We start from the raw sequence: 20,898 nt of genomic DNA on the forward strand, positions 1-20,898 counted from the left end.
TCGCCCACGGGCCGGGGCTGATCGGAACCGCTCCACCCGGGCGTACCGGGGAGGGGCTCAGGCGGGTTCGTGTTGGTCAGGTTCCGGCCCGGTAGTCGGTGTCCATGTCCTTGAGCACGTCGTCGGCGTCGGCCTGGCCGCTGAACATCTCCTGGAGGCCGCTGAGCATGGTCTGCTGCACCTTGGGGTTGGGCCAGAGCTGGTCCATGAACGGCACGGTTCTGTCTTCGTCGATGAACGTGCTGAGTTCGGCGAGTGCGGGGTCCGAGGTGTGGCCGGTGCCGGGGAGCGTCGGCAGGCTGCCCTGTTTCTCGGCGAACAGGCTCATGCCGTCGTCAGACATCACGAAGTCCACGAACTTCAGGGCGAGGTCCTTGTTCTTCGCCTTGGCGTTGACGCCGTATCCCATGCCGGCCGCGGCAGGCATGAGGAACCCGCCGGGATCGTCGCTCGCGGGAAGGGCCTTGAGGGTGAACCTGCCGTCCGGGTTCGTGCCCTTGAGCAGGGCCACGATCCAGTTGCCCTGGACGATGCCCAGGGTTTTCCCGCCTGCGGTGAGTTCCTGGCTGGCCTCGTAGCTGGTGCTGAGCGGGCTCTTCTGGAAGCAGCCGGTCTTCTCCATCTCCTTGTACTTGGCCAGTGCGGTCGTCCATGCGGACTTGGCGAAGGTGGCCCGACCGTCCTGCATCTTCTTGTCGAAGTTCCGGTCGGGGCCGTAGACGGTGGTGGCGACGAGTGCGTAGAGCACGGTCTGGGTGACCCAGTTGTCCTGGTTGCCCAAGGCGAAGGCGGGGGTCTTCTTGGCGGCTGCCTCGCGGCAGAAGTCCAGGAGTTCACTCCAGGTGCCCGGTGGGGTGAGTCCCGCCTTGTCCAGGGCGTCCTGGTTGTAGACGGCGCCGATACCGTTGAGGCCGAAGACCGCGTTGTACGTCTTGCCCTCGTACTGGGCGACGGATTTGACCGCGGCGGGCATTTTCCGCGCCCAGGGCCGGTCGGACAGGTCGAGCAGGTAGCCGGGTTCGGCCAACACATAGGTGGCGCCGGGGTTGCCGTTGCCGGGCCACACCGACATCACATCCGGTGCGGTGCCGGAGGCCAGTTTCGTACGGATCTGCTGCTGGTACTGGTCGGCGCCGCTGGTGGTCAGGCGCACCTCGACGCCCGGATTGGCCTTCTCGAACGCGGCGACCACGTCCTCCACGGATCCCTGGTCGACCGAGGCGATCGTCAAGGTCTTGGAGGTGCTGCCGCCCGCGTTGGTGCCTCCGCTGCACGCGGCCAGCACGGTACCGGCCGTCAACGCGGCCACCAACGCCGTCAGTCTGGTTGTTCTCATGATGTCTCCCGAGAGAAGAGGACCGGTCGGCTGCTGACCGGCGGAGTGTGGGTGTCGGGTGCCGCCGCACTGACGACGTAGTGGCCGGAGGCCAGATGGAGCAGGGCTCCGGCGTCCGTCGGCTCGACCGCGAGCACTCCCGGCCGGATGGCCGCGGGTTCGCCGCCTTCCCGTACGCCGGACGGTTCCGAGGTGGGCACTTCCAGAAGGGCTGTCGCGCCGGGCGGGACCACGGCGGTGATGGTGAGCCGGCCGTCGGCGAGCGCCCATCCGCACTCGGCCCGTCCCCGCGCCGTCTCCTGTTCGGCGCGCGCCCAGGTGAGACGCCCGCCGGGCAAGGGCCGCAGAAGCAGTTCGCGGTAGGCCACCGAACCGGGCGTCTGGTCGATGCCGGCGACCCGGCCGAAGAGCCAGTCGCCGACGCTGCCCAGGCTGTAGTGGTTGAACGAGTTCATCGCGGCGGACTGGAAGCCGCTCTGCTCGGTCCAGCCGTCCCAGCGCTCCCAGATCGTGGTGGCGCCGTGCCGGATGGAGTGTCCCCAGGAGGGGAACTCCTCCTGGGGCAGCAAGGCGTAGGCCAGGCCGGTCCGGCCGTGCTCCGCCAGTACCGGGCACAGCAGCGCGGTGCCCACGAAGCCGGTCGTGAGGCGGGTCCCGCGGCTCTCGACCTCGGCGGCCAGGTGACCGACCGCGGCCGGTATCAGGGATTCCGGCAGCAGACCGAAGGCCAGGGCCAGCAGATAGCCGGTCTGGGTGCCGCCCTCCACACGGCCGTCGGCCGACACAAAGGAATCGATGAACGCGGAACGGATGCCGCCATGCAGTGCCCGGTATTCGGCGGCCACTTCGGGCAGTCCGAGCGCTTCGGCGCTGAGCACGACGATCTCGGTACTGCGGGCGAAGTACGCGGTCGCCAGCAGGTCGCGAGGCGTGGTGACATCGATCTGAAGCCAGTCGCCGTAGGAGTTGCCCGTGCGGCGCCGCCATCGCAGGTCGGGATTGTGCCGCCGGATGTGATCGACCCAGGCGGTCATCGCGCCGAAGGACCGCCGCAGCGCCCGGCGGTCACCGTAGATGCGCCACAGGTGCCAGGGGATGATCACTCCGGCGTCGCCCCATGCGGGGGCGGCCTCGCGGTCGATGGTGACGGCGGGTGCGACGTCGCGGAAGGCGCCGTCGGTGTCCTGGCCGTCGATCACGTCGCGCATCCAGCGGGCGAAGAACGTGGAGACGTCGGCATTGCGGCTGGCGGTCGGAGCGAAGATCTGGGCGTCCGCGAGCCAGCCGAGACGCTCGTCGCGCTGCGGGCAGTCGGTGGGCACCGCGACGAAGTTGCCCCGCTGTCCCCAGACGATGTTCGACTGGAGCTGGTTGATCATCGGGTCGGAGCACTCGAAGGTGCCGGCCCGTGGAACGTCGTTGTGCAGCACGCGAGCCATCACGTCACGGGGTTGCAGGTCACCGGGGTAGTTGTCGATCTCCACGTAGCGAAAGCCGTGGAAGGTGAACTGCGGTTCGAAGACCTCGACTTCACCGCCGCCGGCGACGTAGGTGTCGATGGCCCGCGCGCGGCGCAGGTTGTCCACGTACAGATCGCCGTCCGCGAGGATCTCGGCGTGCCGCAGGGTGATCCGACGACCGGCGGCGGCGCCTCGGACCGTGAGTCGCACACGGCCGACCAGGTTCTGCCCGAAGTCGGCGATGTACCGGCCGGGTCCGCGCTGACGCACGGCCACCGCCGCCACCCCGCGGGTGACCCGTACCGGAGGGTCGGGTTCTGCGACCAGAGGTCCGGTGGCGTGGTCGAGTACCGCGACCTGGCACCGGCCGGCGGCCACCGCTTCCGGTGTGTCCCAGCCGGGTATCTCGCACCGGGCGTCGACATGCTGGCCCATGAGGAGGTCCGCGGCGCGGATGGCGCCGGGATGTTCGGTCCAGTCGGGGTCGGTGGCCACGACTTGACGCGAACCGTCGGCGAACTCGGCAACGAGCTGCGCCAGATAGGCCGGTTCGCCTCCGTAGTGGTGTGCGGCCCGGCGCGGGTCGAAGCCGATATGGCCGCTCCACCAGCCGTGCGCCACGATGGCGCCGAGCACGTTGCGGCCCTCGCGCACCAGGGTGGTGACGTCGTAACTCTGGTACTGCAGGCGGCGGTGGTACTCGGTCCAGCCCGGCGCCAGCTCCAGATCGCCCACTCGTGAGCCGTTGAGCCGGGGCTCGTACACGCCCCGAGCGGTGGCATACAGACGGGCCCGCACCGGGGTGTCCCGCAGCTCGAACTCCCGCCGCAGATACAGCGGCGGAGTGCCCCACGACGGGTCCGGGTCCTCGTCCCCGGGCGGCTCCACGGGCGGCGCACTGTGGGGATCGCGCCCCACCCACACCGCCTGCCAGTCGTCATGGGTGAGCAGTCCGGTCTCGAACCAGGTCTGCGCCGGCGTGCCCGGGGCGCCCGTCTCGTCCCAGACCTCGACGCGCCAGTGGTACCGCGTGGCCGACCGCAGCGCCGCGCCGTTCCACGGTATGAGCAGCGTCTCGCCGGATTCGCGCCGACCGCTGTCCCACAACAGGCGGGAGGAGGTGTCGAGGTCGTCGGCCCGCTCCGCGGCGGTGATGCGGTACGCGCTCTGCGCGGCACCCCGCCGCTCGCTCCGGAGTTTCCACGACAGGCGCGGGTGCTGCTCGCCGACGCCAAGAGGCTCATGCAGTTGTTCGGTCCGCGGTCCGTAGACCAGCAGCGAAGGATCTGCGGTCGGTGTCATCCCTTGAGCCCTCCGGCGAAGCCGTTGATGATGCTGCGCTGCAGCGCGAAATAGACGGCGAGGATCGGCACGATGCTGATGACCAGTGCCGCGAAGACGAGGTTCCAGTCCGTGACGTACTGGCCGACGAACCCGGCGATGGCGACCGGCATGGTCTGCTGTGCGCTGCCGCTGAGATACAGCAGCGGGGTGAAGAAGTCGTTCCACACAGCGACCGCGTTGAGTACCAGCGCGGTCACCGTGATCGGCCGGAGCATCGGGAACACCACGTAGAGGAAGCCCTTGAGCGGTGTGCATCCGTCGATGAGCGCGGCCTCCTCGAAGTCCCGCGGCAGGGCACGCAGGAAGCCGACGTAGAGGAAGGTGGTGAACGGGACCTGAAGACCGGAGTAGAAGAGGACCAGCGCCCACGGTGTACCGAGCAGACCGAGATCCCGCATCGTCTGGTACAGCGGCAGGGCGGCGAGCTGGAACGGCACCACGAGGCCCAGCATGATCAGCAGGAACATGCCCCGTGACCAGCGTGCGGTGGCACGCGCCAGCGGGTACGCGGCGAAGGCCGAGACGGTCAGCACGATGAAGACGCTGCACGCGGTCACCAGGACGCTGTTGGCCAGCGCGCCCCCGAGACCGCCCTGCTGCCAGGCCTGGGTGAAGTTGTCGAGTGTGGGGGAGGTGGTCGGCCGCAGTGGAGAGGAGTTGTCCGACGGAGCGCGGACGGCCAGGTTGACCAGGACGTACAGCGGAAAACCCACGACCAGGGCAACGGTGATCATCACCAGTTCGAGCCCGAACGTGCGTCGGCGGTAGCGGTTCACGAGGACGCCCTCTCGTTGCGGGACAGGAAGAAGTACTGACCGGCCGAGGCGACAGCCACGATGATCGTGAGCACCACCGCGAGGGCCATGCTGTAGCCGAACTCGCCGAGCGTGAAGGCGTCCTTGTAGATCAGGGTCGACAGCGTGTCCGTCGCGTGGCCCGGTCCGCCGCCCGTCAGCGCGTACACCTGGTCGAAGAGTTTGATCCCGCCGATGATCGACAGCATCAGATTGATCGTGAGCGCGGGAGCGAGCAGGGGACGCGTGACGGACCAGAAGCGCCGGACGGGACCCGCGCCGTCGATGTCGGCGGCCTCGTAGATCTCCTTGGGCACCGATTGCAGTCCCGCGAGGAAAATGACCATGGAGTAGCCGCCGAACTGCCACACGACGACACCGACGACGGACCACAGGGCGATGTCCGGGTCGCCCAGCCAGTCCTGCTCCCAGGAAGCCAGTCCCACCGCACGGAGCAGACTGTTCACCGCGCCGTCGGGGCTGAGCAGGTTGCGCCACAGGTAGGCGGTGACGATGGGCGTGACCACGGCCGGCGCGAAGAGGAACACCCGCAGCACATTGCGGGACTTGATGACGCTGTTGACCCCGAGCGCCAGCAGCAGCCCGAACGCGTTCTGGATGACGGTGACCGCGACGGCGATCAGCAGGGTGTGCCAGATCGCCTGCACCGCGTCGGGATCACGGAACATGGCGCCGAAGTTGGCCAGGCCGACGAAGGAGAAGTCGGGGTCGAGACCGTCCCAGTCGGTGAAGGCGTAGTACACGCCACGCGTACTCGGCACGAGGACGACGAAGGCGAACAGCAGCATCGCGGGCGCGGCGAACCACCACGGCGCCGCGATATGACGCCGAACCGACGGGCGGACACGGTGCTGTGCGGGCACGGAAGCCACCGGATCGGAGACCGGGTCGGGAGGGGCAGTGATCACGGCGGGATCCGCTCTCTTAAAACGATTCAATCCAATGGGTAACGTTCCCCAAAAAGTTGCGGCAGACTCTAGGAGTGGCCCAGGGCGGCGTCAATATGTCTGACACGATGCGGGAAATCCGCTGTGGATACGGCACCACGGAGAGCCTTTAGACTCTGGGCAACGTTTCCTGCTCCGGGCCTTGTACGGCAGCGGGACCAGAGGAGGAACCTGCATGGAGCCGCCAGCGCAGCCCCGGCGCGTCACCATCGTCGATGTCGCCCGGCACGCCGAGGTGTCCACGACCGCCGTGTCCAAGGTCCTGCGCAACGCGTACGGGACCAGTCCGAAGATGCGGGCCAAGGTGCGCCAGGCGATAGCGGAACTGGGCTACCGGCCCTTCGCCGCGGCCAGGGGCATGCGCGGTCAGACCTACACCATCGGCGTGATGCTGCCGGACATCCGCAATCCCTTCTTCCCGGAAATCCTCGACGGGCTGACCGGGGCTCTGGACGAAACGGACTATCAGGTCCTGATGGGGCCGGGCTGCAACGGTGAGGCGGCGGAGGCGCGGGTCACCGAGGCCATGATCGACCGGGGTATGGACGGGCTGGTTCTGATCGCGCCGGTCTCTTCGCGATCCCATCTGGAACAGGTGGCTCGCGCCGTGCCGACCGTGGTCGTCGGTCGCCACGGGCAGTCCGCCGTCTACGACACGGTGTCGGACGACGACATCGCGGGCGCCGCGCTGGTCGTCGACCACCTCGTCGGCCTCGGGCACCGGCAAATCGCACACATCGAGCACGCCGAGACCGACCCCGCCCGCATGGTGGAAATGCCCAACGCCCTGCGTGCCGAGGGCTTCCGCCGGTCGATGCGGGCGCACGGCCTCGCGGACGACATCGTCTCCACCACCTACACCCAGGAAGGCGGATACCGAGGCACCCAGCAGCTGCTCACCAGGGCCGACCGCCCGACCGCCATCTTCGCCGGCGCCGACATCGTGGCGATGGGTGTCCTCGAAGCGCTGGACGAGGCCGGTGTCTCCGTCCCCGGCGACATCTCCGTCGTCGGCTACGACAACACCACCTTCGCCGCGTTCGGTCCCATCTCACTCACGAGCGTCGATCAGGCCGGCCGACACATCGGCACCGAGGCCGCTCGGCTCCTCCTTGGCCGTCTCGCCGACCGGGGCAAGCCATCGGCCCAGGTCAAGCTCTCTCCATCCCTCGTCGTCCGCCGAACCTCCGCACCACCGGCGACCTGAGTTCGGGGCGATGGTCGGCGGCTGCGGAACTTCGTCTGGGTCATGCCGCCCCAGTACCAGGTGCTGATGCACTGACGGCGGACCCGAAGAGACCTCGTGTCCGGGTTCACGCGTGACGTGGCGACGGGGCTCGGCCAGGTGGTCGAGTCACTCCGGGGCAACGGGCGCACGCTAGTCTTGCCCCCATGGCAGCCGGGGATCTCATCAATCGCCGCTCCGCGGTGCCGTTCTACTCGCAGCTCAAGGACCTCATCCTCGCGGACATCCAGTCCCGAGGGCTGGAGCCCGGCGATCGGCTCCCCGGCGATTTCGAGCTGTGTCAGCAGTACGACGTCTCACGCACCGTCGTCCGTCAGGCCATGGGCGAACTCGAGCACGAGGGCGTCATCCGCCGGGAGAGGGGACGCGGCACGTTCCTCGCGGACACCCACGCCCCGGGCGTCCTCGGCCACGCCCTGATCGGCTATTTCGAGGACATCCAGTCGGGATCGGGCACCCATCACACGGTTGTGCGGCGCAAGGGCCTGGTCCCGGCGTCCGCCGCGGTCGCCAAGGACTTGGCGGTCAAGGTCGGCGAGATGGTGGTCGAGGTGGAACGCGTCCGCTCGATCGACGGCGCGCCGTGGGCCCTGACCCTCACCCAGTTCCCGCTCTCCGTCGGGGAGGGGCTGCTCACCGCCGATGTGGATGATCTGTCCCTTTTCGGAGTGCTGGAGCAGCGGTTCGGCGTTCGTTTCGATCACGCTCGGCGCCTCATCGAGGCCGGCGTGGCCGCCGGCGAGGTGGCGGACGTACTCGGCCTGTCGGCCGGGGCTCCGGTCCTCGTCATGCGCAGCGTCTCCTACGACGCGGCCGGACGACCGCTGGAGCGGTTCACCGGCCATCACCGGGGAGACCTCAGCCGCCTCGAGGTCGACGTCCGCCGACAGACCGACTGACCGGCCGACCTCCCTGACCTGGCCTATCGGACCCTGGCCGCCGCGCGCCAGGAACTCCCCCCGTACTCCGCGCAGTTGAAGCGCACGGCCGTGGGCGAACGCGCGGAAGGACGAAACCCGGTGCGGGCGGGCCACGCGTCCCGCCGAACAGGACCCCCATCGCACGGTGACGCCGGGCGGCAACATCGCAGGCCCCGAGGGGTTGACATCCTGTAATTACATTTACATCATTGCTCTCGCGTTCAATGTCGACCCAGGCACTGGACCGTGTGATTCGAGCAATGGAGCCGACTATGGCAGTCCTCCCCAGAACGGCCGCCTTCATCGCGGCAACCACGGCGGTGATCCTGGCCATGGCCGGCACGGTGACCTACAACATCGCCAACAATTCCTCGAACGCGGATGCCGTCACCTGGTGGGTTCCGGACTGGGACTACGACGCGGCCCGCAAACTGGTCGCGACCTACGAGAACGAAAACCCCGGTACCACCGTGAATCTGGTCAAGACGACAGGAGACACGGTCGCGAATCGCACCTCCGTCGCGTTGAACTCCGGAGATGTCCCCGACGTCATCACCGAGTCCACCTCCCGCATCAAGGGCTACGCCGCAAAAGGCCAGTTGACGGATCTCAGCGGCCAGTACGGACCCTCGATGCCGAAGTCCGACTTCGCCCCCGGCCTTGTCAACTCGCTCACCGCCCAGGGAAAGACCTACGCCGTGCCCTATCGCTGGGCGACGAACGCACTGATCTACAACCCCGACCTCTTCGAAGCCGCCGGAATCGACTCCCCGCCCACAACCTGGGCCGAATTCGAGGAAGACGCCAAGAGGCTCACCAAGGGCAATGTCGTCGGCACCGCCTGGCCGATACAGGGGGACCCGAGTGACCTGACCCTGCGCCTGCTGGACTTCGCGATCTCCGACGGCTCAACGATCAAGAACGGGGCACCGAAACTCACCGAGCCCTCGGTGAAGAACGCCCTGGATCTCATCGGGGGATCCATCACCGAACGCTGGGCCAGCCCGAGCTCGTTCGAACTGGACAACACCGCCATCCATGAACTGTTCCTGCAAGGACGAGTCGCGATGTATCAAGGCGGGGTTTTCGACGTGGACGACGCGGTCACGCACAAAGCCCCCATCGCCACCGCCGAGTTGCCGGGTCCGGACACGAGCGCGGTCGGCACCGCTCAGGGAAGTGGGTGGGCCTACATCGTGCCGGCCAAGGCCCAGCACAAGGACGCGGCGGAGAAACTGGTCGCCTTCCTCGGTGAGCCGGCCAACATGGCTGCTCTGACGCTGACTTTCCCCGCCCGGCTCAGCGCGTTCAAGGACGCCAAGTTCCAGACGGAACTGCGCGAGCCGTACGTTCGGCAACTCACCGACCACTCGACACCGGCTCCGGACGATCCGCGCTGGACAGCCACCATCCCAGGCGTGCACAACGAGATCCAGAAAGTCGGACTGGGGCAGCGGTCGAGCAGCGCCGCGGCGAAGAACATCGTCGCTCAGGCCGACAAGGCGCTGGGCCGATGAAATCGACCCGAGGTGACCTGATGAGTTCGGAAGAATCCAGAACAGCGGCCCGGACAAGGTCTCGCCGTCGCACCGGGCGCCCGGTCGGACTGATGATTCCGGCGCTCGTTCTCACAGCCCTTATGTTCGTCATTCCGATCGTCTCGACCGTGGTCAGAGTCGTCGGCGACGGCGGCTCCGGACTCACCCGTCTTTTCGCGACGCCCGACTTTGCTCAAGTCATGTTCAACACAGTCAAATGGACAGTCGGCGCCACCATCGGGGCAATGATCATCGGCTACGCCGGTGGCATCGTTCTCCGCGCGAAACAACTGCGGCTCACCGGCCTCTGGCGCAGCTTGATCATGGTGCCCTGGATCATCCCCGGCGTTGTCGGAGCGACCATCTGGCGCTGGAGCCTGTCCACCGATTACGGCCTGGTCAACCGCTATCTGATCGACCTGGGTATCGTCTCGCAGCCCGTCCAGTGGCTGTCGGACCCCTCAATGGTTCTGTGGTCGGTCATGGTCATCCAGATATGGGTGACAGCGCCGTTCGTCGTCCTGATGGTGTCCGCCGCATTGGCCGGTATTCCCGAGGAACGCTATGAAGCGGCGCGCCTCGACGGCGCCTCCTCCCTCAAGATTCTTTGGTACATCACGCTTCCCAGCATCCGCACCACGACCGCGATCGCCTCGCTGAACCTGGCGATATGGGCGCTCAACTCCTTCACCATCATCTGGGTCACCACCAGCGGAGGGCCCGCGGGCGCGTCCACGATCCTGCCCATCCTGCTGTACCAGGCATTCCAGAACGGTGATGACTCTCTGGTGTACGCGGTCGCGATTCTGCAGCTCGCCATCGGGGCCGTCCTCGCCGTTCTGTTCGCCCGGACCATGCGCACAGATCTTCAGGAGCAGTCATGAGTCGACGATCCGCGAAGCGAATCGCGGCCGGGTTCGGGGTGTGGTTCCTGCTTGCCGCACTTCTCCTGTGGAGTCTGGGTCCGGTTGCCGTGATGCTTCTCACCTCGTTCAAGGGATCCTCGGAGATCTACTCCGCCAACGCCCATCTGCTCCCCGACTCATGGACGTTGCAGAACTACGCCACCGTATTCACCAGCTCGAATACGCTGCGGGCACTTCTGAACTCACTGATCGTGGGACTCCTCGCGGCGGTCGCCACCCTGATCTTCTGCTTCAGCGCCGGATACGCCCTCGCGCGCTTCCGTTTCCGCTCGGCGCGACCGCTCGCGCTGTTCCTTCTGCTCGGTCAGGTGGTCCCGCTCACAGTGGTGTTGCTGCCCCTGTACCAGATCATCAAGTCCCTGAATCTTCTCGACTCGGTGGTCGGCGTCGCCATGGCCCACTTGGTGATCACCGTCCCCCTGGTGACCTGGATGCTGCGTAATCAGATCGCGGCGGTACCGGTGGAACTTGAGGAGGCGGCACAGATCGACGGAGGGAACCGGCTCGACGCCGTCACCTACATCACGCTCCCGGTGATTTCTCCGGGACTGGTCGCCGCGGGGATGTTCGCGTTCCTGCAGTCCTGGCACGAGTTCCTGTTCGCCTCCGTGCTGACATCCTCGACAGCCGCGCGCACGGGGCCGGTCGCACTGACCGAATTCGCCACGGAGTTCAACGTGGACTGGGGAGCGACCATGGCGGCCTCAGTGGTGCTGACGGTCCCGGTCGTCATCTTGTTCGTGCTGCTGCAACGGCACTTCATCGGCGGTCTCACGGGGGGAGCGGTCAAGGGATGAGAATCACGGACATCCGTTGTGCTCGTATCGGGGCGAGCCCCGTCGTACGGGTCGTGACCGACGAAGGAATCGACGGATTCGCCGAGGTCGAATACACGAAGGCCAATGTCGTGTCCACGCTCGGGATACCACGTGAACTCCTCATCGGACACGATCCGACCGAGGTCGAACGCTGCATGATCCGAATCCGCCGGCTGGGGGGATCCAAGCCGTGGGGGGCGATGATCTCAGCCATCGAGATCGCCCTGTGGGACATCGCCGGCAAGGCCGCAGAACTCCCCATTCACCGACTGCTCGGGGGAAAGGTCCGCGACCGGATCCGTGTCTACAACGGCGGGGTGCGACGTCCTTTGGAAGGGCACACCCCGCAGCACTACGCGGATTCCATGGCGTACAGCGCCGCGGCGCCCGAGGGCTTCAGCATCTTCAAGGAAGGCGTCGGACTTCACGGTTTCATGGCGCCCAACACCCCCGATTTCCTGTACAACGAGCTGCGCACCGGGCCGCTGCATCCGAACCGCGGTCCGATGACACCCAACGCGCTGGCCCACATAGTCGACTGCGTAGCGGCGATGAAGGACGTACTGGGACCGGACCGGCGCCTCGCACTGGACATGGGACCGGGGTGGACCGTCTCCGACGCGATCACCGTCCTGCGCCGGCTCGAACCCTTCGACATCGCTTGGGCCGAGGACCTGCTGACCGGCGACTTCGTGCCGTGGGGCGAAGTCGACGGCTACCGCGAGATCACGGGATCAACCATCATTCCCACCCACACCGGCGAACAGATCTATCTGCGCCAGAACTTCCGCGAACTGATCGACCGCCGGGCCGTCCGGGTCATCGGCCCCGACCCCGGAGACGTCGGCGGCCTCGCCGAGCTCAAATGGATCGCCGAATTCGCCGACCTCTACGGCATCCAGATCGCACCGCACGGAGTCAGCAGCGGGCTGTTGGGACTCGCCGCGCTGATCCAGGTCAGCGCGGTGCTCCCGGACAACCTCATCGCGTTCGAGTACCCGGTGGCGCGCGAACCCTGGTGGTACCAGATGGTCTCGGGGCTCGGTAACCCGATCGTCGTGAACGGCCATGTGACGGTCGGCGACGCCCCCGGGCTGGGGATCGAGCTGGACCGTGAGTTGGCGACGGCGCATCTGGAACCGGGTGCGGAGGACTTCTTCGAGTGGAAGACGGTGTCGGCGCGATGACGAACACGGGACTGAGGACGGTCGGTGCCACCGGTCTGGAGGTGACACCGCTGACGATCGGCGGAGCGCCGCTGGGCTCGATGCCCAAGAACTTCGGATACGAGGTGTCGGCCGAGAGCGGCATCGCCACCGCGCGTGCCGCCCTCACAGGAGCCGTACGAGCGCTGGACACCTCCGCCGCGTACAGCGGTGGGGAGTCGGAACGTCGCATCGGAGCCGCGCTCGCACAAGTCGGTGGCCTGCCTGACGGATATCTCCTCTCGACCAAGATCACACGTGACCTCGACACGGGCGACTTCTCCGGCGAGCAGATGCGCCGGTCGATCGCCGGGAGTCTTGAGCGACTTGGCCTCCATCGCGTCCCGCTCGTATATCTCCACGATCCTGAGAACACGACCTTCGAGGAGGCCATGCGCCCCGGAGGAGCGGTCGAGGTACTGCGTGAACTGAAGGAGACCGGAGTCGCACACGCCATCGGAGTGGCCGGTGGCGATACGTCGGTCATTTCCCAGTACGTCGCCACCGGGATCTTCGACGTACTGCTCACCCACAATCGGTGGACCCTGGTGAACCGCAACGCCGGCCGCCTCATCGACCAGGCGTGCGACCTGGGGATGGGTGTGGTGAACGCGGCGGTGTTCGGCGGCGGGATTCTCGCGTCCGGCACCCACGCGTCAACGCGCTACGGATATCGCGAGGCGCCCGAGGAGTTGCTCGAAGCGATCCGCCGCATAGAGGCGCTCTGTTCCGAGGCGGACGTGTCCCTGGCCTCTCTCGCCGTCCAGTTCTCCGTCCGGGATCCCCGTATCGCCAGTACCGTCGTGGGCGTCTCGCGCCCCGAACGCATCGAGCAGAACGTCGCGGCCGCCACCGTGACCATCCCCGAGGAAATCTTCGACGAGGTGGATCTGATCGTGGCATCGCTTCCGTCCACCCTCGGCCCCCAGTAAGGACGGAGCGCCCACATGCCCATCCGCACAGCGGTAATCGGCTTCGGCGTCTCAGGACGCGTCTTCCACGCACCACTCGTCGCCGCCGACCCCGCCTTCGACCTCAGCATGATCGTCACCGCCGACCCCGCTCGCGCGGCGGCGGCCAGAGCCGAGTATCCATCCACGAGAATCGTGCCCGGTCCCGACGACCTGTTCGCCGCCGCGGCGGATCTCGACCTCGTCGTCATCGGCAGCCCGAACAGCACCCACCTGCCACTGGCCCTGCGCGCTGTCTCGGCCGGCCTGGACGTGGTCACCGACAAGCCCGTCACGGTCAGGGCCGGTGAGGCGCGGAGCCTCGTACAGGCCGCCGAAGAGGCGGGTCGGCTGCTGACGGTGTTCCAGAACCGGCGGTGGGACGGCGACTTCCTGACCATCTCGGAAATGATCCGCACAGGTCGCCTCGGAGAAGTGCGCCAGTTCGAGACGGCCTTCGAGTGGTGGAAGCCGGAGCGGGGAACGGCGTGGAAGGACACCACACCACCCGGTGAGGGTGGCGGCATCCTGTACGACCTCGGCTCTCATCTCATCGATCAGTGCCTCCAGTTGTTCGGCCCCGTCGAGGAAGTCCATGCGGAACTCGACCGGCGTCGGCAGGGTGCGGTCAGCGACGACGACAGCTTCGTCACGCTTCACCACGGAAGCGGTGTACGCAGCCGGCTGTGGATGAGTGCGGTGGCACCCGCACCCAGGCCGCGATTTCGCGTCGTGGGCTCAAGGGCCGTCGCGACGGTCTGGGGGCTCGATCCTCAGGAAGCGCAGCTCATGGGTGGGCAACGGCCGAACGACGCCGGATACGGAATCGACATGAGCAGGATGATCACCGTCAGCGGCCCCGAGGGGGAGGAGCAGGTCCCCGTCGCGGCAGGGGATTACCCTTCCTTCTACGCCGGAGTCGCGGCGGCGATCACGAACCAGACGCCTGCGCCCGTCGACGCGGCCGATGCCGTGGCAGCGCTGTCCGTCATCGAGACGGCCGCGAGCACCTCCCCACACGTCGGCCCCACGACGCGGCACGTGGGAGACGGGCGTACAAATCGCAGGACTGCTCCAGCAGCTACTTCTTGAGCCCGGCGTGGGTGGGTGGCGGCGCCGACGAGCAGGGCCGGGTCCCGGCCTCGAACGCGGTGCGGTCACCGGTGGCGGTCAGGCCTCGCGCGCGGCCCGCTCGACGGCCGACCGTAGCTCGTCCACGCTGACGCCCGCGACTGCCGCGTGTTCCGCGACGGCGTTCTCGGCCGCGGCCGCCGCTTCCACCCACGGCCGCCAGTTCTCCCTCGACGAACCGTGCGCCCGGGCCTCCTCTGCGGCCGCGTTGGACACTCGCTGAAGATCGATCAGTGATCCCGGAACTCTGCTTTCGTTGGTCACGGGGGCATCGTAGGCGTCGGGGCTCCCGAGCACCCGGAGGGTGGAGTGGCCGATCCGCTCGTGCCGTCCGTCTATATGACGCCGGTGAGTTGGCGAAGTGACGGACCGTACGCACTGTCCGAACCGGCGGAATCTCCGTGCAGAAGATGACTCAGCGGTCGCTGAGAAGCCCGGTGCGAAGCTTGGCCGTCGTCTTGGTCGGCTCAGACATTCTTCGCTTCCGAAGCCGCGTCCTGTCGCAGCCGGGCGCGGAGGGTGGCGCCGAAGTCCTCGGCCCGGGCGAGCTGGACGCGAAGCTTGTCGACCTGTTGGGCGGCGGACTGCTCGTACCGGCGTACGCGGTCCAGCAGTGCAACGCGTTCATTCGCGTCGAGATCGCCGTCGGCGTCGAGGCGGTCAGTGGCGTCGAGCAGGTCACGTGCCTGGTCGAGGGTGAAACCGAGCGGCTTCATCCGGCACACGACCATGAGGCGCCGCACGTCGCTCTCGGCGAAGAGCCGGAGTCCGCCCTGCGACCGGGCGGAGGGGACGACGAGGCCGGTCTCCTCGTAGTGCCGGATGGTGCGCAGGGACAGTCCGGTCCGCGCGGCGACCTCGCCGATCCGGATGTGCTTCTCGTCCTTGTCCATGATCATTCGGTCTCTCGTCCCGGTGGTCCGCAGCCCGTTGTCAGATTTCTACTATCGCTCGTGAGAAGGGCGGTGTGCGGCAGCCCCGCCGCAGTCGTGTCGGGGCCCGCCATTGGCGCGCGGCCCCGTGAAGAACTCGCGGGCCACCGACGCTCGCCGCCGTCCCGGAACCTGGGCGGGGACGGGGTCGGGTCAGACGTCGCCCATGACCAGCCCCTCGATGGTGTGCTTCTACGCCACCGGCACCAGTGTGTCGACGACGGGGCAGCGCGGGTCCCGGCGGACCCGCTCGGCCGGCGACTCCCGGTACGGCCGGGTGACGGCCGCGCCGCGGGAAGTTCCGTACGGCGCGCTCTCGTATCGCGGGTGGTGCGACTTGGTGCCGTGCCAGGCGTCCCGGGCCCCCGAAGATCCGCCGGACGGGTCCTAGACCTCGGGAAGGGAGGGGTCGGGTGTCCAGGGAGACGGCGCGGTGAAGGCCCAGCGTTCGTGGTCGCGCCAGGCCCCGTTGATGTAGAGATACGCGGGCGACAGACCTTCGTAACGAAAGCCCAGGCGCTGGACCAAGGCCAAGGACGCCTTGTTCGCCGGCTGGATGTTCGCCTCCAGCCGATGCAGCCGCAGGTCGTCGAAGGCGTGCCGCAGGGCGACGGTGAGCCCGTCGGTCATGTACCCCTGCCCCGCGGACGGGGCGAAAGCCGCGTAGCCGAGGGACGCGCCCTGATAGCGGCCCCGGATGATCGAGTTGATGTTGACCATGCCGGCAGCCGTACCGGTCTCCCGGACGCGGATCACATAGCCCCGGTTGGTGCCGTCCTCGAAGCGGCGCATCCAGGCCTGGAACGCCTCCGCGGTCGCGGGCAGCTGCATCGTCGCCTTGTGGAGCTCGGCGCTGGCCCTCACGAGCGAGCAGAACTCGTCCTGGTCGGCGAGGGTGAGCGGACACAGTTCGACCCGTGACGGTGTATTGGACATGGGCCAATGTTAGGACCCGGTGGCGTGTCGCCCGGTCGTCGCCCTGGCGGTGGCCCATTCGAGCGCCATTTCACGGCGGCGCTTTCGCCTTCGGCGGCCGGACCGCCGTGGCGGGCTAGCTTGGCTGCGCCGCCCGGGTGCGGACGCACCTCACGAGCGGCGGAACGGCTGTTCGTGCGCTCCGGCGGTCTCCTGGCGAGCGAGCAGAGGAAAGCCTGACCATGTCCAATCACTTCACCGGCCTCAGCCTTGGGGCGCCGCTCGGCGACCAGCGCCTCGATCTGTGCGACCTGTACGCCTTCGGGGCACACGACGATCCGAGCAGGACCGTTCTCATCCTCAACGCCAACCCCAACGCGGACGCCCTGCACCCCGACGCCGTGTACCGCCTGAACATCGACAGCGACGGCGACTACCTGACCGACGTCGCCTTCAGCTGGGTCTTCAGCCCGCCCGCGGCCGACGGCTCGCAGACCTACAGCGTCTACATGGCAACGGGCGCGGACTCCCGCAAGCCCGAGGCCGTCGGTACCAAGATCGTGTCGGATGCCGCCGTCTCCTTCGACACCCAGGCCAACGTGGTTGTCAGCGGTGACTACAAGGTGGCCGCCGGCAGCCGCAGTGACGCGTTCTTCTTCGACTTCGACGGCATCCAGAAGCTGTTCGACACCAGCGGCAAGCGGAACTTCACCGCACCGCATCTGAGCGGGCGGTCCCCGTGGACCGGCGTCGACTCCAACAGCACGGCCAACGTCTTCTCCATGGCCGTCGAACTGCCCACCGCGGAGCTGGCGCCCAAGTCCGAGCTGCACATCTGGGGCCGGTGCAGCGTCATGCGCGACGGTGAACTCGTACACGCGGACCGGGCCGGGCACCCGTCGGTGAGCAGCTTCTTCAACACCGACGACACGAAGGAGGAGTACAACGCCGCCGAGCCCGTCAACGACCGGGCGCGGTGGACGGACCAGTTCGTCCATCTGCTGGGCCACACCGGCAACTACACGCGGGAAGAGGCGATCGCCGCGCTCGACGAACACGGCATCCTGCCGGACGTGCTGCACTTCGACCCGTCCAAGCCCGCCGCGTACCCCAACGGCCGCACCTTCACCGAGGACGTCATCGACATCCGCGTCGCGTTCCTCACCAGGAACGAGGCACCGCCGAGCGGTCTGACCCCGCACACCGACACCCTGAACCGTTTCCCGTACCTCGGCAACCCGCACCCGGCGGCCACCTCCTGACGGACCCAGCAGGAACTGCCCGGTGAACCCACCGCCGGTGAAGACGGCGAGGCGTGCGAGCGGGCGGTGCACGCCTGCCCGGTACGGCCCGGGCTCTGCGGCCACAAGCATACCGGCGGGGTGAGGTCAGGGCGCGAAGTACCAGCAGTACAGGGTCAGGCCGTTCTCCGTACGACTTCGCGCCAGGGCCGACAGACGCTCAAGGAGGTCCACCGCCTTGTCCGGCGAAATCTCGTCGCCCGGCTCGGAGGCGATCTCGGCCCACGCGACGGCCGTGGCCCGGAGCTGATCGCTTCGCGCGCCGGCCAGAGCCGTGGACAGCGGCTCCGGAACAGCGAAGACGGTGAAGCCGTCGTTGGCCATGGGCACCACGTCCCGGACCTGACTCTCCGCGCCGGTCAGCAGGCTCTCCCACCTCGGAACCGCGTCATCCGGATAGATGCCTTCACAAGGCACGGCGGCAAAATCGTGACTCGTGCGAGGGCCTACCCGCCCTGCGGACTCATCGTCTCCGGCAAGGAAGAACTCACCTGAAGCCACCATCCGCCGATCTTTTCATGCCCCAGTACGCGGGAGTCCGACCCCGTCGGACTCTCCAGCGTCCGCATCGTGCCCACCACGTCGCGCCCCTCGCCGGGGCGATGAGCAACGCGGGCGCCTCAGGGCTGCGTCGTGATCGGGAACTGGGAGCTCAGTCGCGGCAGCCTGCGCGTCGCTTCGGGCTCGTCCCGTACGTCCCAACGCACTCCCAGCGGATTCCGAACCAGGACGTCGTCGCTCCGGCCTGCGGCCACGGCTCTGTAGAAGGACACATCGGTGTGAGGAACCCCGGTCACCTGTTCGTGGGCGTAGTTCGCGACGTAGTCCAGCTCCTCCCACTCCGGCCAGTCATCGTCCCAAGAGCGTCGTGGCCGGCCCACCAGGCGCAGGACCTCAGGAGCTTCGGCCAGTGTGTCCGGGTCCCGCACTGCCCGTTCGAACATGGTGCGGCCCAGGCCGACCACCCACAGGCGGAAGTAGCAGAAGCTGTCGTCCGAGCACCAGCCGCCGAAGATCCGCTCGGCGGCACACCAGAGTTCCCAGGTGAACCCCTGCTCGCACAGGCGATCGAGGCACACCTGGAACCCCACGATCTCCGCCATGGGCTTTCGCGCCAGCTCGTCCCGCAGCCAGGCGAGGCGCCCGGCCCGGCCGCGCGCCCGACCCCGGCTGTGCTCGATGAGCTTCCAGAAGGAATCAATGTCCACGTCGGGCACTGTGACAGACACCTCTGACAACGCTCGCCGTCGCAGAAGGCGGGGGGATCCCTCGACCCTCGAGGACGGGCCCGACCCCGCTGTCGGCTCGGTCCCGGTCGGGCACCGGGCCCAAAAGTGGCGGGGGCGGATGTGCGGGCGTGGAATGGAGGGGCGGGGTTGGAGACGTGGAGGCGCTGTGGGTGTGACACCGCTGACCGAGATCCTGGCCAAGCCTTTCGACGAGCGCTACGCCGTACCGGCCATCAACGTGTTCAACGACCTCACTCTCGAGGCGGTGCTGGCGGCCGCGGTGGAGAACGCGTCGCCGCTGATCGTGCAGACCTCCGTGAAGACGGTCAGATCCGTCGGCAGCGACGTCCTCCACGACATGTGGACCTCGATGACCGCCGGTATCGAGGTGCCGGTCACCCTGCACCTGGATCACTGTCCGGAGCGCGAAGTCATCACCGAGTGCCTCCGGCGCGGCTGGAACTCGGTCCTCTTCGACGCGTCCAAGCTGCCGGTCGAGGAGAACATGCGGCAGACCGTCGAGGTCGTCGAGGAGGCCCGCGCGTACGGGGCCGCGGTCGAGGGCGAGATCGAGTCGATCACCGGCGTGGAGGACGGCATAGGCAGCGACGAGGCCGCCGAGCAGCAGACCCTCGCGGTCGCGCTCGAGTTCCTGCGGACCACGCACGTCGATGTCTTCGCACCGGCGATCGGAAACGCTCACGGGTCGTACAAGCAGGCGCCGGTTCTCGACGCCCAGCGCGTCTCCGACCTGGTCGCGGAGTATCCGGTGCCGATCGCGCTGCACGGCGGCAGCGGACTGTCCGACGAGCAGTTCCACGATCTGATCTCCCGGGGGTGCGCGAAGGTCAACATCTCGACGGCCCTCAAGGAGACGTACATGAAGTCGAACCTCGCCTTCCTGCAGACGGCGGCGGAGCGGCAGAAGTGGGACCCGCCGTCGCTCTTCCGGGCCGTCCGTCAGGACGTCGTCGAGATGGCCGGTTCGCTGATGAGGCTCTTCGGCAGCGCCGGGAAGGCGGGCTAGCCATGCCCGCGCTCATCTTCGACTGCGACGGTGTCCTCGCCGACACCGAACGCGACGGGCATCTGCCCGCCTTCAACGAGACGTTCGCGGAATTCGGTCTGTCCGTGCGGTGGAGCGACGAGGAGTACGCGCGGAAGGTGAAGGTCGGCGGCGGCAAGGAGCGGATGCGGACGCTGCTGACCCCCGAGTTCGTCGCCGCCCGAGGTCTGCCCTCCGACCCGGCCGCGCTCGATGAGCAGGTCGCCCGCTGGCACCGGCGCAAGACCGAGATCTACACCGGAATCATCCGGGGCGGAAGCGTTCCGCCCCGGCCGGGCGTGCGGCGGATCGCCGCCGCCGCGCACGAGGCCGGGTGGACGCTCGCGGTCGCGTCCACCTCCGCGGAGGCGTCCGTCCGCAGCGTGCTCGAACTCGCCATGGGGCCCGAACTGGCCGCCCACTTCAGCGTTTTCGCCGGGGACGTGGTCCAGCGGAAGAAGCCGGCCCCGGACATCTACGACTTCGCCGTGCGGCGGCTCGGCCTGAATCCGGCGGACGTCGTCGTGATCGAGGACAGCCGTAACGGCATGCTGGCCGCGCTCGGCGCCGGGCTCGCCTGCGCCGTCACGACCAGCGCCTACACCGGTGAGGAGGACTTCACCGGCGCTTCCCTGGTGGTCGACTCGCTCGGCGATCCGCCGCCGGAGGAGACCGTCACCCATGTGCTGAGCGATCCGCTCGGCGTCCGGCCGGGGCCCCGCGTGGTGCTCGCGGACCTGGCCGTCCTGCCCTCCGCCGACGGCGCCCCGGACTCCACGACATCCGATCCACCTGTGGACGGCCCCCATCCCCGGCCGCACTGACGTCGCAGCAGTCAGG

Annotated in this window: 20 protein-coding genes; 11 read left to right on the plus strand and 9 right to left on the minus strand. The window is 67.9% G+C overall.

The features are described from left to right. Positions 1 to 76: 76 nt before the first annotated feature. The 4 genes from ACFWHU_RS27780 to ACFWHU_RS27795 are packed head-to-tail and all read right to left on the minus strand — an operon-like array spanning position 77 to position 5,863. Entirely contained in the window at positions 77 to 1,336 is a 1,260-nt protein-coding gene (locus ACFWHU_RS27780) for an ABC transporter substrate-binding protein (RefSeq protein WP_387228081.1), read from the minus strand. Next, on the minus strand, positions 1,333 to 4,098 hold the full coding sequence (locus ACFWHU_RS27785) for a family 78 glycoside hydrolase catalytic domain (RefSeq protein ID WP_387228084.1): 2,766 nt from the start codon (positions 4,096 to 4,098) through the stop codon (positions 1,333 to 1,335). The genes ACFWHU_RS27780 and ACFWHU_RS27785 overlap by 4 nt, the downstream gene beginning before the upstream one ends. Then, positions 4,095 to 4,916, minus strand: a complete 822-nt coding sequence (locus ACFWHU_RS27790) for a carbohydrate ABC transporter permease (RefSeq protein WP_385799258.1) — start codon at positions 4,914 to 4,916, stop codon at positions 4,095 to 4,097. The genes ACFWHU_RS27785 and ACFWHU_RS27790 overlap by 4 nt, the downstream gene beginning before the upstream one ends. After that, positions 4,913 to 5,863, minus strand: a complete 951-nt coding sequence (locus tag ACFWHU_RS27795; RefSeq protein WP_387228087.1) for a carbohydrate ABC transporter permease — start codon at positions 5,861 to 5,863, stop codon at positions 4,913 to 4,915. The genes ACFWHU_RS27790 and ACFWHU_RS27795 overlap by 4 nt, the downstream gene beginning before the upstream one ends. Before the next feature lie 214 nt (positions 5,864 to 6,077). On the opposite strand from ACFWHU_RS27795, the gene ACFWHU_RS27800 reads away from it, so the two are divergent. The 8 genes from ACFWHU_RS27800 to ACFWHU_RS27835 all read left to right on the plus strand — a co-directional run bounded on the left by ACFWHU_RS27800 (position 6,078) and on the right by ACFWHU_RS27835 (position 14,597). Beyond that, entirely contained in the window at positions 6,078 to 7,109 is a 1,032-nt protein-coding gene (locus tag ACFWHU_RS27800; protein WP_387228089.1) for a LacI family DNA-binding transcriptional regulator, read from the plus strand. Between the two features lie 185 nt (positions 7,110 to 7,294). Further along, positions 7,295 to 8,047, plus strand: coding sequence for a GntR family transcriptional regulator (locus ACFWHU_RS27805; RefSeq protein WP_385799252.1), 753 nt, complete (start codon positions 7,295 to 7,297; stop codon positions 8,045 to 8,047). A gap of 245 nt (positions 8,048 to 8,292) precedes the next feature. Beyond that, positions 8,293 to 9,585 (plus strand): ABC transporter substrate-binding protein, encoded by a 1,293-nt coding sequence (locus tag ACFWHU_RS27810; protein ID WP_387228091.1) that lies wholly within the window; start codon positions 8,293 to 8,295, stop codon positions 9,583 to 9,585. A 20-nt stretch (positions 9,586 to 9,605) separates the two neighbouring features. Then, complete coding sequence (locus ACFWHU_RS27815; RefSeq protein ID WP_387228093.1) at positions 9,606 to 10,490, plus strand: carbohydrate ABC transporter permease; 885 nt, start codon at positions 9,606 to 9,608, stop codon at positions 10,488 to 10,490. Beyond that, entirely contained in the window at positions 10,487 to 11,329 is an 843-nt protein-coding gene (locus ACFWHU_RS27820; protein ID WP_385799246.1) for a carbohydrate ABC transporter permease, read from the plus strand. The genes ACFWHU_RS27815 and ACFWHU_RS27820 overlap by 4 nt, the downstream gene beginning before the upstream one ends. Further along, positions 11,326 to 12,537 (plus strand): mandelate racemase/muconate lactonizing enzyme family protein, encoded by a 1,212-nt coding sequence (locus ACFWHU_RS27825; protein WP_387228095.1) that lies wholly within the window; start codon positions 11,326 to 11,328, stop codon positions 12,535 to 12,537. The genes ACFWHU_RS27820 and ACFWHU_RS27825 overlap by 4 nt, the downstream gene beginning before the upstream one ends. Further along, positions 12,534 to 13,487 (plus strand): aldo/keto reductase, encoded by a 954-nt coding sequence (locus ACFWHU_RS27830; protein ID WP_385799242.1) that lies wholly within the window; start codon positions 12,534 to 12,536, stop codon positions 13,485 to 13,487. Before ACFWHU_RS27825 ends, ACFWHU_RS27830 begins: the two co-directional genes overlap by 4 nt. A gap of 15 nt (positions 13,488 to 13,502) precedes the next feature. After that, a complete protein-coding gene (locus ACFWHU_RS27835) occupies positions 13,503 to 14,597 on the plus strand; it encodes a Gfo/Idh/MocA family oxidoreductase (RefSeq protein WP_387228098.1) in 1,095 nt (364 codons plus the stop codon). A gap of 78 nt (positions 14,598 to 14,675) precedes the next feature. Here ACFWHU_RS27835 and ACFWHU_RS27840 read toward each other — a convergent pair whose 3' ends face one another. The 3 genes from ACFWHU_RS27840 to ACFWHU_RS27850 all read right to left on the minus strand — a co-directional run bounded on the left by ACFWHU_RS27840 (position 14,676) and on the right by ACFWHU_RS27850 (position 16,504). Beyond that, the gene (locus ACFWHU_RS27840; protein WP_385799238.1) at positions 14,676 to 14,900 is read right to left on the minus strand and encodes a hypothetical protein; all 225 of its coding nucleotides are present in this window, start codon (positions 14,898 to 14,900) and stop codon (positions 14,676 to 14,678) included. 203 nt (positions 14,901 to 15,103) lie between these two features. Next, positions 15,104 to 15,535, minus strand: a complete 432-nt coding sequence (locus ACFWHU_RS27845; protein WP_387228100.1) for a MerR family transcriptional regulator — start codon at positions 15,533 to 15,535, stop codon at positions 15,104 to 15,106. A 420-nt stretch (positions 15,536 to 15,955) separates the two neighbouring features. After that, entirely contained in the window at positions 15,956 to 16,504 is a 549-nt protein-coding gene (locus tag ACFWHU_RS27850; protein ID WP_387228102.1) for a GNAT family N-acetyltransferase, read from the minus strand. 221 nt (positions 16,505 to 16,725) lie between these two features. Here ACFWHU_RS27850 and ACFWHU_RS27855 point away from each other — a divergent pair, with 221 nt between their 5' ends. After that, the gene (locus tag ACFWHU_RS27855; RefSeq protein ID WP_387228104.1) at positions 16,726 to 17,745 is read left to right on the plus strand and encodes a DUF4331 family protein; all 1,020 of its coding nucleotides are present in this window, start codon (positions 16,726 to 16,728) and stop codon (positions 17,743 to 17,745) included. Positions 17,746 to 17,871: 126 nt separating this feature from the next. On the opposite strand, the gene ACFWHU_RS27860 is transcribed toward ACFWHU_RS27855, so the two are convergent. Next, positions 17,872 to 18,201 carry a hypothetical protein gene (locus tag ACFWHU_RS27860; RefSeq protein ID WP_385799231.1) on the minus strand — a complete coding sequence of 110 codons (330 nt, stop codon included), beginning with the start codon at positions 18,199 to 18,201 and terminating at the stop codon, positions 17,872 to 17,874. Positions 18,202 to 18,404: 203 nt separating this feature from the next. Then, on the minus strand, positions 18,405 to 18,992 hold the full coding sequence (locus ACFWHU_RS27865) for a DUF4240 domain-containing protein (protein WP_387228106.1): 588 nt from the start codon (positions 18,990 to 18,992) through the stop codon (positions 18,405 to 18,407). 187 nt (positions 18,993 to 19,179) lie between these two features. Between ACFWHU_RS27865 and ACFWHU_RS27870 the strand changes: the two genes are divergently transcribed. Both ACFWHU_RS27870 and ACFWHU_RS27875 read left to right on the plus strand, forming a co-directional pair. Continuing rightward, positions 19,180 to 20,040 (plus strand): class II fructose-bisphosphate aldolase, encoded by an 861-nt coding sequence (locus ACFWHU_RS27870; protein WP_385799229.1) that lies wholly within the window; start codon positions 19,180 to 19,182, stop codon positions 20,038 to 20,040. A 2-nt stretch (positions 20,041 to 20,042) separates the two neighbouring features. Further along, positions 20,043 to 20,882, plus strand: a complete 840-nt coding sequence (locus tag ACFWHU_RS27875) for an HAD-IA family hydrolase (RefSeq protein ID WP_387228108.1) — start codon at positions 20,043 to 20,045, stop codon at positions 20,880 to 20,882. Positions 20,883 to 20,898 lie beyond the last annotated feature (16 nt).

This window comes from Streptomyces sp. NPDC060366 (assembly GCF_042725135.1).
GTDB lineage: Bacteria > Actinomycetota > Actinomycetes > Streptomycetales > Streptomycetaceae > Streptomyces.

Excerpts from the sequence above, each read along its gene's own strand:
- ACFWHU_RS27815 (WP_387228093.1), top strand. The coding sequence starts at position 9,606 with ATGAGTTCGGAAGAATCCAGAACAGCGGCCCGGACAAGGTCTCGCCGT.
- ACFWHU_RS27785 (WP_387228084.1), bottom strand. The coding sequence starts at position 4,098 with ATGACACCGACCGCAGATCCTTCGCTGCTGGTCTACGGACCGCGGACC.
- ACFWHU_RS27820 (WP_385799246.1), top strand. The coding sequence starts at position 10,487 with ATGAGTCGACGATCCGCGAAGCGAATCGCGGCCGGGTTCGGGGTGTGG.
- ACFWHU_RS27825 (WP_387228095.1), top strand. The coding sequence starts at position 11,326 with ATGAGAATCACGGACATCCGTTGTGCTCGTATCGGGGCGAGCCCCGTC.
- ACFWHU_RS27800 (WP_387228089.1), top strand. The coding sequence starts at position 6,078 with ATGGAGCCGCCAGCGCAGCCCCGGCGCGTCACCATCGTCGATGTCGCC.
- ACFWHU_RS27810 (WP_387228091.1), top strand. The coding sequence starts at position 8,293 with ATGTCGACCCAGGCACTGGACCGTGTGATTCGAGCAATGGAGCCGACT.
- ACFWHU_RS27830 (WP_385799242.1), top strand. The coding sequence starts at position 12,534 with ATGACGAACACGGGACTGAGGACGGTCGGTGCCACCGGTCTGGAGGTG.
- ACFWHU_RS27845 (WP_387228100.1), bottom strand. The coding sequence starts at position 15,535 with ATGATCATGGACAAGGACGAGAAGCACATCCGGATCGGCGAGGTCGCC.
- ACFWHU_RS27805 (WP_385799252.1), top strand. The coding sequence starts at position 7,295 with ATGGCAGCCGGGGATCTCATCAATCGCCGCTCCGCGGTGCCGTTCTAC.
- ACFWHU_RS27855 (WP_387228104.1), top strand. The coding sequence starts at position 16,726 with ATGTCCAATCACTTCACCGGCCTCAGCCTTGGGGCGCCGCTCGGCGAC.
- ACFWHU_RS27780 (WP_387228081.1), bottom strand. The coding sequence starts at position 1,336 with ATGAGAACAACCAGACTGACGGCGTTGGTGGCCGCGTTGACGGCCGGT.
- ACFWHU_RS27875 (WP_387228108.1), top strand. The coding sequence starts at position 20,043 with ATGCCCGCGCTCATCTTCGACTGCGACGGTGTCCTCGCCGACACCGAA.
- ACFWHU_RS27835 (WP_387228098.1), top strand. The coding sequence starts at position 13,503 with ATGCCCATCCGCACAGCGGTAATCGGCTTCGGCGTCTCAGGACGCGTC.
- ACFWHU_RS27850 (WP_387228102.1), bottom strand. The coding sequence starts at position 16,504 with ATGTCCAATACACCGTCACGGGTCGAACTGTGTCCGCTCACCCTCGCC.